Here is a 12,760-nt window from a genome sequence, read left to right on the forward strand (position 1 = left end):
AAATGAAAGATGCATGTACAATTACTGAATTGTATCGCCGGATTGGAAAGACATTTCGCTCCATGGGAGCCGATCAGGTTGTGCTGCTCAGTTCCAGAAATAGCCCGGATTCATCATGTGAAATGATTCTGGAAATTGCTGTGGACGGGAGTGTAAAGGCAGAAAGTCTGCAGGAGAAATGCAGAGAATTATGGCCTCATATCGAGATAAAAATCACCTGTCCGGGAGAGGATTCCGACATTTTTTTTGAGGAAGAGATGATGTTGGATGGTATTCGATTATAAGAAATGCTAGAGCGTGTTTGAAAATTCATTTCCGCCATCTGCACGCCCTACTTTGCAGGAAATTTATCTCGCATTCGGTCAACATAGCCCGGAAAAATAAATGACTATTTATATCACGCAGGCAAGTAATATAGCCGGTTATTTATTATTCGATGTACTAAATCTTGTGATTAAAATTAGATTAATAATAAGGAGGAAGACAAAGTGAATGGCAAGTTTATTACAAGAGATGATTTTCAGACAGAAGTACTGGAAAATGGTGTCGTAAGAACAATCAAGGGGTATATTGACGATCTTATGGTAGCAGAATTGATATGGAAAAAAGGTCAAGAGGGTGCAGTACATTCTCATCCACACCGTCAGTGTGATTATGTGGTAAAAGGAACCTTTGAGGCCAATGTGGATGGCGAAAAAAAGATTCTTGGCCCGGGAGAATGTTTTTATGTGGAGGCAAATGTACCTCATGGACTGATTGCACTGGAGGATGATGCTGTGGTTCTGGATATTTTTACACCGATGAGAGAAGATTTTATCAAAAAATAACCATGAATAGACAGCCAGGCATACAGAATGAAACTTCATTTCATTTTGTATGCCTGGTTGAATTTACAGAGAGCCGGGATGGCTCCTCAGTCTTTTAATCTTTTAATAATTTCTTTGTCAGTTTCTTGACTTTCTTTTTGCATTTCCCGCAGGCTTTTCCTGCCTTGGTGGCTTTTTTGACTTCTTTGAAAGAGGTGGCACCGTTTGCCACGGCACGGGCGACATCTCCTTTGGTTACTTTATAGCAGGAGCAGATGACTTTGTCCGGATTCATATTACAGTACCAGAGATGGTGCGGAGTATACACGTGCGCCGAGTTCGCTGTCCAGCATGTACAGGCTCTTCGGGTCATCGCCGAACAGTTCGAATTTCTTGATGAGACCGTCGGCATTGGTTTCTTCCTCACCCTGTTCCTTTACGAACCAGTCAAGGAACTGCATGGTACGGAAGTCCTTTACAGTATATGCTGCATCATAAATGTTATGGATCAGGCTTGTGACATACTGTTCATGTTTTAAGCCTTCTGCGAGTACCGCTTTGGCACTTGTAAGCTCTACAGCCGGTTTGTCGATTGCTTCAAGAACAATTTTCTCTCCGTTGTTCTGCAGATACTGGATAAAGAGCATTGCATGGTCGCGTTCTTCCTGTGCCTGAATCTTATACCAGTTGCCGAATCCATCCAGACCATGATCATAATAATAGTTGGAGAAATCCAGATATAAGTATGCGGAATAGAATTCTTTATTTACCTGCTGATTTAACAGTTCTACTACTTTTTTGTCTAACATAATATGTCCTCCCTTAAGTGTATTGATTTTTGTCTTTATCATAACAAATTTTGCTTCATATGGGAACAATTTTCTCCGGAAAATATGAGTATTCTCATAAAAATTGAGTTTTCTCATAAAAATAGGCGGAGTGGTTGGATGCAAAATCAATACAAATGAATTGAAATAGCAATGATTATGTAATATAATAGAAAAGAAATGGAGGAATGATGAATGGCTAGTACAATTCAAATACGTGTTGATGATGAGTTAAAAAGCAAAGCAGATCAGTTGTTTAAAGATCTCGGAACAGATACAAATTCTGCAATCAGGATGTTTTTGACACAGGCTGTTGCAAATAACGGTTTTCCTTTTGAGATAAAAAGGGTAGAGCATAACCCGTATGCTGCTATGACAGAAGAAATGTTGTTAGAGAAACTTGAAAAATCAAGAGTATCTGCATCTCAGGGAAACTATAGAACTGCGGATTCTGTCATTGCCGATATGAGGGAAAAGTATGGATTATAAAGTAGTTGTAACAGCAGATGCAGAAGAAGATTTAAATCAATATATCAGATATTTGCTTCTGGTGAAAAAAAGCGAGCAGGCGGCGAAAAATGTTTTAGATGATTTTGAGGCTACTATTCAGAGTCTAAAAAATGTTGCAGGCAGTTTGAAACCGTGTGATAATCCTCGATTAAAGAAATTGGGGTATCGAAGAATAAATTTTCTTTCACATAGGTATTTTATGATGTACAGAATCGTTGATGATATTGTGTTTGTAGATAATATTTTTCATGAATTGCAAGATTATGAAAATAAAATGATGTAAAAAGTAAAATCATACAGGAAGATCTGTTACCGTGAGAAGAGGTTCCTATGTCTTATTTTTTGCCCATTTTCTGGAAAAAGTGATTAAAAAACTATTGACATTTTGTTACAGGAATAACAGAAAAATCAATATCATACATCCGGATGACAAGAAATGACATATCAAATCAGAAAGAAACGTAGTATAATACAGCGGAGAATCATTTCAGGATGTTTGGATCACACAGGATTGCGTGTACTGAAATATCAAAATAATACCAGGGAGATAAGGGAAATGTGGGATCGTTTATTTGCGGACAAAATTTTTTGCAGGAAGCTTTTCCAGCTTACTTTGCCGATCGCACTGCAGAGTCTGATGCTGGCTTCGGTGGCAGCGGCGGATGCTATTATGCTGGGGAGTGTCAGACAGGATTCTATGGCGGCTGTATCGCTGGCAACACAGATACAGTTTATTCAGAATATGGCACTGAGTTCGATTGTCGCGGCAGCAGGTATTCTTGGAGCCCAGTACTGGGGCAAAGGCGACAAAAGGACAGTACAGGATATTTTTTGCATCAGCCTGAGGTACTGCGGGGGAGTTTCCCTTCTGTTCTTTTTGGGATGTGTCTTTTTTCCGCGTTATCTGATGATGATTTTTACGAATGAAGAGGTGCTGATCTCGATTGGAGTACGGTATCTCAGGGTTGCCGGATGGTCTTACCTGCTTACCGGGATTTCTCAGTGTTATCTGGCGATTATGAAAGTCAGTGAGCATGCATCGAAGACGGCGATGATCAGTTCCGGTGCAGTGATACTCAATATTGTATTGAATGCGGTGTTTATCTTCGGATTATTCGGAGTGCCAGCTATGGAAGTGCAGGGAGCGGCACTGGCGACCTTGATTGCCAGAATCGTGGAACTGGTATGGTGTGTGTCCTGTTCTCTGAAAGAAGGATATATCCGTCCGGACTGGAGCCGCTTTTTTAAAAGAAATGCGCTGCTGTCATCAGATTTCCGGAAATGTGCGTTTCCTCTTGTCGGAGCCGGGCTGTTCTGGGGAGTTGGATTTACTTCCTATACAGCATTTATGGGCCATATGGGGACAGATGCGGCAGCTGCGAATTCGGTAGCTTCCGTAGTCAGAGATCTGATCTGCTGTCTTTGTAACGGAATCAGCAGCGGCGGTGGAATTCTGGTTGGAAATGAACTGGGAGCCGGTAATTTGAAACGTGGAAAACTGTATGGAGACCGCCTGGTAAAACTGGCTTTTCTGTGCGGTATTCTCTCAACGGGAATTATGTTTCTGGCAACTCCGGCAGTGCTGCATTTTGTGAAGCTTACGGACCAGGCTGGCAAATATCTGGTTGGTATGATGGTTATTATGGCTGTTTATATGATCGGGCGAGCGGTGAATACGATCATCATTAATGGAATATTTGCGGCAGGAGGAGATACGATGTTTGATCTGTACAGTCTTGCAGTGAGTATGTGGGGCCTGGCGGTTCCTCTGGCAGCAGCAGGGACTTTTCTGTTCCACTGGCCGGTACTTGTGGTGTATGCCTGCACCTGTCTTGATGAGGTCGGAAAGATTCCGTGGGTCATGATTCATTATAAGAAATATATCTGGGTAAAGGATCTGACGCGGGAGATTAATTGAGAGGGATATTGCATGGAATTTATTTTAGCGCAGAAAGAGCATCTGGAGGAGATGTGCAGAATTACCGCTGAGGCGAAGGCACAGCTGCGGAGACTTGGACTGGATCAGTGGCAGAAAGGATATCCTTCCAGGGAAATATGGGAGGAAGATATTCGGAATCAGATGGCATGGCTTGCTGTGGAAGAGGGAAAGGTTCTGGGCGTGTTTGCTTTCCAGACCACACCGGATGTTTCGTATGGGGAAATTGACGGCAAATGGTTGACGGATGGTGCATATGCTTCCATGCACAGGGTCTGTGTGTCTGAGGAAAGCAAGGGAAAAGGTGTTGCGGGAAAGATGTTTGCACAGGGATTTGCCATGGCAGAGAAGCTTGGGTTTGGTTCCGTCCGGATTGATACGCATCCCGGGAATATGCCTATGCAGCGTGCCCTTGGGAAAGCGGGATTTTTACCCTGTGGGACCATCCATCTGAAAGGCGGTTCGGAAGATGGAGATGCGAGAGTAGCGTTTGAGCGTGTGCTGTAGAGCGTGTATGTGACGCACATCTGTCGAAAAGCAATTTTTAAATACGCTCCAGTGCATACTGCAGAGAATCCTGAAGGTGCAGTTTCATCAGATCACCGGCTTTGGAATAATCCCCACTGCGATATGCGTGGTAAATTTCTGTATGCATCTGATTGATTTTTTTCTGAGGAGCCGTTTCTGTTTCATATAAATTGGAAAAAATAGTGAACTGGCTGCGGAGTTTTTCGGCAGCATGAGTCAGCCTGCTGTTATTGCAGTAATCATAAAACAGCAGGTGGAACCGGTCGGAATACTCGATCCATTGAGGAACATCCTCGGGAGAGAGTGTCATTGCTTCACGGATGGGAGTAGAACAGGGATGCAATCGCTGTGCCAGTGTGATATTCTTCTTCCGTCCGGGGAGAAAGGGAAGCATCCGATTGTGATGTATCCGGGAGAATGAAAATAAAAACGTTAAAAACGGGTGTCCGTATTGTGCGGACACCCGTTTTTTGACGTATATGATTGCGCAGGAGCGTTTTTCATTTTCCTGTGATATGAAAATGCATTTTCGGCAGAATTTTTCCTGCTGTATCCAATCTTACAGATCAGTAATTTCGCTGTGGAGCTGCTGCAGTGATTTTACCTCGCCGCTTTTGTGTGTTTTGACATAACCGATGCCTTCTGCGGTTGCTTTTGCAGCTGCAATGGTGGTCATGTATGGAACCTTGGCTTTGATTGCGGCTTTGCGCAGGTAGCTGTCATCGTGGACACTGTCTTTGCCGACAGGAGAGTTGACAATCAGGTCGATTTCTCCATTGGTGATCATGTCCAGGATATTCGGGCGGCCTTCGTAAAGCTTTTTCACTTTGTCAGCCGGAATTCCAGCGGAAGTAATCAGGTCATAAGTCGTTCCGGTTGCTGCAATGCGGAAACCGTCTTCATGGAATTTCTGCGCAACTTCTACGACTTCTTCTTTATCTTTGCGGTTTACGGAAATCAGTACCGTTCCTTCTAATGGAAGCTTCAGCTGGGTTGCTTCCTGTGCTTTGTAGAATGCTTCGCCGTAGGAAGCGGAGAGACCTAAAACTTCACCGGTGGAACGCATTTCCGGTCCGAGGATCGGGTCTACTTCCTGGAACATATTGAACGGGAAGACTGCTTCTTTGACACCGTAGTAAGGAATCTTCTGTTCTTTCAGAGCGGGTACCGGGGATGGACGTCCGGTGAGCTCGGAGGTGATGATATCAGTGGCAACTGGTACCATGCGGATGTTGCAGACCTTGGATACCAGCGGTACCGTACGGGAAGCTCTCGGGTTGGCTTCCAGAACGTAAACCTTGCCGTTTTCGATGGCATACTGCATATTCATCAGGCCTTTGACATGCATTTCTTCGGCAATTCTGCGTGTGTATTCCTTGATCGTCTGTACATTTTCCGGAGAGATATGGACAGACGGAAGGATGCAGGCGGAGTCACCGGAATGCACACCGGCAAGCTCAATGTGCTCCATAACAGCCGGAACAAAAGCGTCTGTGCCGTCGCTGATGGCATCTGCTTCGCATTCCATGGCATGATTCAGGAAACGGTCGATCAGAATCGGACGGTCCGGGGTAACGCCTACAGCGGCTTTCATATAGCCGGCCATGCTCTCGTCATCATATACGACTTCCATACCGCGTCCGCCAAGTACGTAGGAAGGACGTACCATAACAGGATAGCCGATTTCTTTGGCAATGTTCAGAGCTTCTTCCACTGTGGTTGCCATTCCGGATTCCGGCATCGGGATCTCCAGTTTGTCCATCATTGCACGGAAAAGATCGCGGTCTTCTGCAAGGTCAATGACAGAAGGAGAAGTGCCCAGGATTTTGACACCGTTTTTCTCCAGGTCTGCGGCAAGGTTCAGAGGTGTCTGTCCGCCGAACTGTGCGATCACGCCAAGAGGTTTTTCTTTGCGGTAAATACTCAGAACATCTTCCAGAGTCAGAGGCTCGAAATACAGTTTGTCTGAGGTGTCGTAATCAGTGGATACGGTTTCCGGATTACAGTTGACGATGATTGTTTCAAAGCCAAGCTTCTTCAGTGCCAGGGAAGCATGTACGCAGCAGTAGTCAAACTCGATACCCTGACCGATACGGTTCGGGCCGCCGCCGAGAATCATGATCTTCGGTTTTTCCTGGGAAACCGGATTTTTGTCCGGTGCATTGTAGGTGGAATAGTAGTAGGCACTGTTTTCGGTGCCGCTTACATGAACACCTTCCCACGCTTCTTCCACACCAAGGGAAAGTCTGCGGTCACGGACAGTTTCTTCAGGAATTTCAAGAATCTGGCTTAAATATTTGTCAGAGAAACCGTCTTTTTTGGCCTGGATCAGAAGGTCATCAGACGGCAGGGAACCTTTGGATTTCAGAAGGGTTTCTTCCTCTTCCACCAGTTCTCTCATCTGTTCGATAAAATAGGTCTTGATTTTGGTAAGTTCAAAAATCTCTTCTGTGGAAGCACCTTTGCGGAGTGCCTCATACATGATGAAATGACGGTCGCTGGACGGAGTTCCCAGAAGTCTTAAAAGTTCATCTTTGGACATGGAGTCGTAACTCCGGGCGTGTCCGAGACCGTAGCGGCCTGTCTCCAGACTGCGGATGGCTTTCTGGAAGGCTTCCTTGTAGGTCTTGCCGATGCTCATGACTTCGCCTACTGCACGCATCTGAGTGCCGAGTTTGTCTTCTACACCTTTGAATTTTTCAAAAGCCCAGCGTGCAAATTTAATTACTACATAATCCCCGTCCGGCACATATTTATCCAGTGTACCGTACTTGCCGCAGGGGATATCTTTCAGGGTAAGTCCTGTGGCGAGCATTGCGGATACAAGAGCGATGGGGAAGCCTGTCGCCTTGGATGCAAGTGCTGAAGAACGGGATGTTCTCGGGTTAATCTCAATGACGATGATACGGTCAGAAACCGGATCGTGGGCAAACTGTACATTGGTACCGCCGATGACTTCTACGGATTCTACGATTTTGTATGCCTGTTCCTGAAGGCGTTTCTGGCATTCTTCTGAGATGGTCAGCATTGGTGCGGAACAGAAAGAGTCACCTGTGTGAATGCCTAAAGGATCAATGTTTTCGATGAAGCAGACGGTGATCATGTTGTTGTCTTTATCACGGACAACTTCCAGCTCCAGCTCTTCCCAGCCGAGAATGGATTCTTCCACCAGAACCTGGCCCACAAGACTGGCCTGAAGTCCTCTGGCACATACGGTTTTCAGTTCTTCTTTGTTGTAGACGAGACCGCCGCCTGCGCCTCCCATGGTGTAGGCAGGACGGAGAACTACCGGGTAGCCCAGTTCGTCCGCGATGGCAAGGGCTTCGTCAACGCTGTAGGCAACTTCACTTCTTGCCATTTCGATGCCGAGTTTGTTCATTGCCTTTTTGAATTCGATGCGGTCTTCGCCGCGTTCAATGGCATCTGCCTGTACGCCGATGATTTTGACGTTGTATTTGTCAAGAATTCCGGCTTTATTTAATTCTGCGCACAGGTTCAGGCCGGACTGGCCTCCCAGGTTGGGAAGAAGCGCATCCGGGCGTTCTTTCTTAATGATTTCTTCGAGACGTTCTACGTTCAGTGGTTCGATGTAGGTGACGTCTGCTGTCTCCGGGTCGGTCATGATGGTAGCCGGGTTGGAATTAACCAGGACGATCTCGTATCCGAGTTTGCGAAGTGCTTTGCAGGCCTGGGTACCGGAATAGTCAAATTCGCAGGCCTGTCCGATGACAATCGGACCGGAGCCGATAATAAGTACTTTATGAATATCTGTTCTTTGTGGCATGTCGATTTCCTCCTCTTGGCTTATTATATATGGAGCATAGGGGGAAGGGCAAGAAAAATCTGTACAGAATGAGGAATATAAATTTTTTATTGTTACTGTTTACTCCGTTCTCAGCAACAGACAAAGTGCGGAGAAATCCGTGTATCAGGATTTAAGCTGGTATATTCTGTGGAGATGGATTATAATCACTATTATAGGTATAGTAAAAAGTTCTGGATGAAACTTTGCTCTATGACAAAAGTCATGGGGGATTCCGGTGGTTTGATGTGATCTTTGAAGATTGGAGAATGATATGAAAACGGAAGATATAGTATTTGGAGAAAGCAATGTACATCTGTATGGGAAAATATGGATGCCTGAAGGAAATCCCTGTGCGGTACTGCAGATTTCCCATGGTATGACAGAACATATCGGACGATATGAAAAAATGGCAGAGACACTGGCAAATCGCGGCATTGTGGTTGCCGGATATGATCTGCGGGGGCATGGACACAGCGGCAGTGATCCGGAATGTGCATCTTTTGGAGAAGGCGGATGGGAGGCCAGCGTTCGGGATATGCATCTTTTTTATCAGGAACTGAGGAATCGATTTCCGGATATCCCTCATTTTATGCTGGGATTTTCTCTGGGATCATTTTTGCTGCGAGATTATCTGAGCTGCTGTAATGATGAGATAACGGGTGCGGTGATTATGGGAACCGGCCAGCAGCCCGGTATCGTACTTTCTGTACTGATGCAGATCGTAAAAAGGGAAATAAAGGCACATGGTTTCGACTGTTCCACGCCTTTGGTAGATAAAATGTCTTTTGAAAATTATAATCAGAAATTTGCTCCAAATACGACGTCGTTTGACTGGCTGTGCGCAGATGAGGAGCAGCGCAGTGCATACGGGGAAGATCCTTTATGCCGGAAGCATATTTCCGCAGGCTTGTTCTATCAGCTGATGGATGCCATGAGACGGACCGGAAAGAAGAGTACATACAAAAACTGGAATAAGACAGTTCAGGTTTTGTTGTTATCCGGTCAGCAGGATCCGGTAGGAGATTTCGGAAAAGGAGTACAGCAGGTAAAAAAAAGCATGGATAAAGCGGGCTTAAGAGAAACAGAGGTTTATTTTTTCCCCGATGCGCGTCACGACCTGCTTCATGAAGAAAAAAGCGGAGCTGCAAAGGCAGCAGTTGATGTTATGCTGAAGTGGATTTCGGGAAAAACCGCTTCATAAGCCGGGAATTTGAGAAGAAAATGTATAGAAGTGATAAAAAAGTTGCCGCTCATACTTTTCGATTTTTCCGCATACACTGTAAAAACAGCGTCTTCGGAGGCTTATCCTTGAAAGATTATATCGAAGAACGTGCAGTGGAGCTTGCGAATTATATCATTGAAACTAAGGCGACAGTACGCCAGGCGGCAAAAAAATATGGAATCAGTAAGTCTACAGTACATATAGTAGTAATAAAATAGAACGTTATACAAATATAATATATTCAATTAAATAAGATATAGAAGGAAGCAAGTTTGAAGAAATATTTGGGTGGAAATATTTGTTTGGGCTTGCTTTTAGTGTTTTTATATGAAGTTAGATAGCAGATTGAAAAGGAAATAGATAGGTGTTATATTTTAGATAATGAAAATGGAATTATTGATTAGGATAATTGATTTACATTAAAAATATACCAGAAGAAAATAAAAAGGAAGATATATTGAAAGGATTGGGGGACCATTTAATTGAGAAAATGTGAGAATATTTATGAAGAAATATGTGATCTCGAACCAGTTATTGATTCCTTGCCTTGTGTACATAATAATATGACAATGCAGGGAAGAAGAAAAGTTTTTTATATAAGTGATATTCATTGTGATATGAAAATGAAAAAGGGATTTAAGGATTTTTCTGATAAGGAATATATAAATCATGTTATTAAAAAGATGAACGGAGATGATCCATTTGGGGATAATCCATTGATTATAGTGGGAGATATTGATTGTTGTACAGAAAATGTGGATTATTTTTTTTCACAGCTTAGAATGCGCAGAGATGGTATTATAATTTTTGTATTGGGAAATCATGAGATATGGGCTTATGACATGGCGGTTTCTGATTTAGATGAAATAATTAAAAGGTATCGAGTTATTTGTAAAAAACATGATGTGATAATGCTACAAAATGAATTGGCATTCTTTTATGATGATAGAACAGGAAATGGAGAATTACTTTCGTTCAGTCATCATCATGTAATTTCGGAAAATGAATTATCAGAGTTAGCAATTGATGAAATACAAGTGTATGCAGAAAAAGCAAAAATGATTGTATTTGGAGGACTAGGTTTTTCCGGAAAGTGTAAAACTTTAACATCAGAAGGTAGTATATATAATGCTGATATAGGATTATATAGAGATGCTGTTCCTACGCTTGCGGAAGATATTATACAAGCAGAAAAAAGTGAAAAAGCATATTTAAAAGTATTAGAAGCATTATCTAATTATAATGTTATTATTGCAACCCATTGTCCGCTGGATAATTGGAGTGAAAGGGACTATAATTCTAATTTCATCTATCTTAGTGGGCATACACACCATAATATATTTCATATGTCCTCAGATAAAACAGTTTTCGCAGACAATCAGGTTGGATATTCTAGTGATGATTACGATTTGAGATACTTTTTAATTAACGGTACATATGATAGCTTTATAAATTATTCTGATGGTATTTATAAGATTACATATGAACAATATATTGATTTTAATATTGGGAAAAATGTTAGATTAAAAAAGAAAAATGATGGAAAGCAAATTGTATTATTAAAAAAGGGCTTTGCACATATGTTTGTATATTATAATCGTAGTAATAAACTGATGCTATTAAATGGAGGTAGTCCAAAACGGCTTTATCATGAATTGAATTATTATTACAAAAATCTCGATAAATATGTGTCTAATATAAAAACAATAATGAATTCTTACATGGATAAATTGTTGAATATCTCTAAAGTAATTAAATCAATTGGTGGAGATGGTAGTATTCATGGCTGCATTGTCGATATTGATTATTATAATCATATATATATTAATCCGGTGGATGGAAAAATTACCCCATATTTTGCGTATGATATGGAACAAAAATATGTATATAAAGATTTATATACACTTCTTGCAGAAAAGAAGCCTTCTTTACTTTCAGGATATGTTGAATGGCAAAAAATCGATTCAAATAATGAAATAGTTGTTCGAAACACAGAATTAACAGATTTAGCTGTTTTAGTGACGGATAAAAAAATATATAGTGCTTCGAAAATTATAAAATCAATTCAATATCTTTTATTTCAAGATGTTGTTAGAGAGTGGAACGATAAAATATTGCGTATAAGTAATAGAGAAGAGACCATTGGAGAAATGGAAAGACTAGAAATTGATAATAGCATTTATCAGTCAATTCTGCAAAGTAATTAATATATAAGAAATTCTACATGAATAATAAAGTTGCTCATGTACTTATAGAAGAGGATGCAGATGTATCAAAAATTCTTAGAGAAACTTGCTGTGGAAAAAATTCTCATCATGGAAGTGTTGGTATTTATTATCCAAGTAGTTCTGCATCACATAAAATAATTTCGACAGGTAAATACGAAGGGCGAGAAGAAATATTGATAGACCGAATTGTAGCTATTGTTTGTCGATATGTTAATCAGCAGGCCCGTGATAGAATGATGACTTGGGAAGGCGTTCAGAATGAACTATTAAAATTACGATATGCAAGTGCTACTGAAAAGAAAGCCCAAGCTGAAAATGAAGTGTTTGAAGTTTACGATAATTTCGCTGAAGAACTTGAGGAAAAAGAGCATACAATCGAGGAATTGAATAATCGTATAATGGCATTGCAAGCTGAAAACCAGGGACTTAGAGGAAAGTATGAACGAGTTACAGAAGTACCTCTGTTGTATTACGGCATAGAAGATGAACTTTATGAAGGAGAAATTAAGGATCAGATATTGGAGATACTTGATAACCAACTTAATCATGTAAAAAAGAAAACTCGTAAAGAACATATACTACAAGATATTTTGGAATGTAACGAACCTACCGGTGCTTTAAATAAAAAACGAGAAGACATTAAACGAATATTAAAAGGCTATACAAAAGTTGGAGAAAGTTTAAAACGGGATTTAAAAGAGTTTGGTTTTGTCATTACTAAAGAGGGTGGTCATTATAAACTTACATATAATGGAGATCCCAGATATCTATTTACAATGGCAGCATCTGGTAGTGACAGTAAACATGGCGGAGGAAATCTTGCTTCAGAAATAAAGACTGATATGCTTTAATATATTTGTGAAGAGTGTTATTATCAAAGAATTTTATATAAACTTAT

At 41.6% G+C, this 12,760-nt stretch carries 13 protein-coding genes and 2 pseudogenes; 10 read left to right on the forward strand and 5 right to left on the reverse strand.

Translation table 11 applies throughout. The features are described from left to right. Positions 1-2 precede the first annotated feature (2 nt). Positions 3-284 (forward strand): hypothetical protein, encoded by a 282-nt coding sequence (locus ACTNEW_RS11285; RefSeq protein WP_441060918.1) that lies wholly within the window; start codon positions 3-5, stop codon positions 282-284. Positions 285-286: 2 nt separating this feature from the next. Here the strand turns inward: ACTNEW_RS11285 and ACTNEW_RS11290 are convergent. Further along, positions 287-331, reverse strand: a pseudogene (locus ACTNEW_RS11290) (DUF6783 domain-containing protein); the annotation flags it as partial. A gap of 157 nt (positions 332-488) precedes the next feature. On the opposite strand from ACTNEW_RS11290, the gene ACTNEW_RS11295 reads away from it, so the two are divergent. Continuing rightward, entirely contained in the window at positions 489-827 is a 339-nt protein-coding gene (locus ACTNEW_RS11295) for a cupin domain-containing protein (protein ID WP_441060920.1), read from the forward strand. A 94-nt stretch (positions 828-921) separates the two neighbouring features. Here the strand turns inward: ACTNEW_RS11295 and ACTNEW_RS11300 are convergent, their stop codons facing one another. Further along, complete coding sequence (locus tag ACTNEW_RS11300) at positions 922-1,101, reverse strand: (2Fe-2S)-binding protein (protein WP_441060923.1); 180 nt, start codon at positions 1,099-1,101, stop codon at positions 922-924. A gap of 1 nt (position 1,102) precedes the next feature. Continuing rightward, positions 1,103-1,615, reverse strand: coding sequence for a ferritin (locus ACTNEW_RS11305; RefSeq protein WP_441060926.1), 513 nt, complete (start codon positions 1,613-1,615; stop codon positions 1,103-1,105). A 213-nt stretch (positions 1,616-1,828) separates the two neighbouring features. On the opposite strand from ACTNEW_RS11305, the gene ACTNEW_RS11310 reads away from it, so the two are divergent. The 4 genes from ACTNEW_RS11310 (at position 1,829) to ACTNEW_RS11325 (ending at position 4,586) form a co-directional block, all read left to right on the forward strand. Further along, entirely contained in the window at positions 1,829-2,122 is a 294-nt protein-coding gene (locus ACTNEW_RS11310; RefSeq protein WP_441060929.1) for a type II toxin-antitoxin system RelB/DinJ family antitoxin, read from the forward strand. Then, a complete protein-coding gene (locus ACTNEW_RS11315) occupies positions 2,112-2,426 on the forward strand; it encodes a type II toxin-antitoxin system RelE/ParE family toxin (protein ID WP_441060932.1) in 315 nt (104 codons plus the stop codon). The genes ACTNEW_RS11310 and ACTNEW_RS11315 overlap by 11 nt, the downstream gene beginning before the upstream one ends. 273 nt (positions 2,427-2,699) lie before the next feature. Further along, entirely contained in the window at positions 2,700-4,061 is a 1,362-nt protein-coding gene (locus ACTNEW_RS11320) for an MATE family efflux transporter (protein ID WP_441060935.1), read from the forward strand. A 12-nt stretch (positions 4,062-4,073) separates the two neighbouring features. Further along, positions 4,074-4,586, forward strand: coding sequence for an N-acetyltransferase family protein (locus tag ACTNEW_RS11325; RefSeq protein WP_441060938.1), 513 nt, complete (start codon positions 4,074-4,076; stop codon positions 4,584-4,586). 37 nt (positions 4,587-4,623) lie between these two features. Here the strand turns inward: ACTNEW_RS11325 and ACTNEW_RS11330 are convergent, their stop codons facing one another. Then, complete coding sequence (locus tag ACTNEW_RS11330) at positions 4,624-5,001, reverse strand: FCD domain-containing protein (RefSeq protein WP_441060941.1); 378 nt, start codon at positions 4,999-5,001, stop codon at positions 4,624-4,626. A 165-nt stretch (positions 5,002-5,166) separates the two neighbouring features. After that, positions 5,167-8,391, reverse strand: a complete 3,225-nt coding sequence (carB, locus tag ACTNEW_RS11335) for a carbamoyl-phosphate synthase large subunit (RefSeq protein WP_441060945.1) — start codon at positions 8,389-8,391, stop codon at positions 5,167-5,169. Between the two features lie 292 nt (positions 8,392-8,683). Here carB and ACTNEW_RS11340 point away from each other — a divergent pair, with 292 nt between their 5' ends. The 4 genes and pseudogenes from ACTNEW_RS11340 to ACTNEW_RS11355 all read left to right on the forward strand — a co-directional run bounded on the left by ACTNEW_RS11340 (position 8,684) and on the right by ACTNEW_RS11355 (position 12,713). Continuing rightward, entirely contained in the window at positions 8,684-9,613 is a 930-nt protein-coding gene (locus ACTNEW_RS11340; protein ID WP_441060948.1) for an alpha/beta fold hydrolase, read from the forward strand. A 107-nt stretch (positions 9,614-9,720) separates the two neighbouring features. Continuing rightward, positions 9,721-9,834, forward strand: a pseudogene (locus ACTNEW_RS11345) (sporulation transcriptional regulator SpoIIID); the annotation flags it as partial. A 282-nt stretch (positions 9,835-10,116) separates the two neighbouring features. Next, positions 10,117-11,841: a hypothetical protein gene (locus ACTNEW_RS11350; protein WP_441060951.1), complete on the forward strand. Its 1,725-nt coding sequence runs from the start codon at positions 10,117-10,119 to the stop codon at positions 11,839-11,841. A 17-nt stretch (positions 11,842-11,858) separates the two neighbouring features. Next, positions 11,859-12,713: a hypothetical protein gene (locus tag ACTNEW_RS11355; RefSeq protein ID WP_441060954.1), complete on the forward strand. Its 855-nt coding sequence runs from the start codon at positions 11,859-11,861 to the stop codon at positions 12,711-12,713. The last annotated feature ends 47 nt before the right edge of the window (positions 12,714-12,760 follow it).

It is taken from the genome of Blautia sp. HCP3S3_G3 (assembly GCF_052063365.1).
GTDB lineage: Bacteria > Bacillota > Clostridia > Lachnospirales > Lachnospiraceae > Blautia_A.

Bases quoted from the DNA above. Each gene is read 5' to 3' on its own strand.
- ACTNEW_RS11285 (WP_441060918.1), top strand. From the start codon at position 3: ATGAAAGATGCATGTACAATTACTGAATTGTATCGCCGGATTGGAAAG.
- ACTNEW_RS11300 (WP_441060923.1), bottom strand. From the start codon at position 1,101: ATGAATCCGGACAAAGTCATCTGCTCCTGCTATAAAGTAACCAAAGGA.
- ACTNEW_RS11305 (WP_441060926.1), bottom strand. From the start codon at position 1,615: ATGTTAGACAAAAAAGTAGTAGAACTGTTAAATCAGCAGGTAAATAAA.
- ACTNEW_RS11310 (WP_441060929.1), top strand. From the start codon at position 1,829: ATGGCTAGTACAATTCAAATACGTGTTGATGATGAGTTAAAAAGCAAA.
- ACTNEW_RS11315 (WP_441060932.1), top strand. From the start codon at position 2,112: ATGGATTATAAAGTAGTTGTAACAGCAGATGCAGAAGAAGATTTAAAT.
- ACTNEW_RS11320 (WP_441060935.1), top strand. From the start codon at position 2,700: ATGTGGGATCGTTTATTTGCGGACAAAATTTTTTGCAGGAAGCTTTTC.
- ACTNEW_RS11325 (WP_441060938.1), top strand. From the start codon at position 4,074: ATGGAATTTATTTTAGCGCAGAAAGAGCATCTGGAGGAGATGTGCAGA.
- ACTNEW_RS11330 (WP_441060941.1), bottom strand. From the start codon at position 5,001: ATGCTTCCCTTTCTCCCCGGACGGAAGAAGAATATCACACTGGCACAG.
- carB (WP_441060945.1), bottom strand. From the start codon at position 8,391: ATGCCACAAAGAACAGATATTCATAAAGTACTTATTATCGGCTCCGGT.
- ACTNEW_RS11340 (WP_441060948.1), top strand. From the start codon at position 8,684: ATGAAAACGGAAGATATAGTATTTGGAGAAAGCAATGTACATCTGTAT.
- ACTNEW_RS11355 (WP_441060954.1), top strand. From the start codon at position 11,859: ATGAATAATAAAGTTGCTCATGTACTTATAGAAGAGGATGCAGATGTA.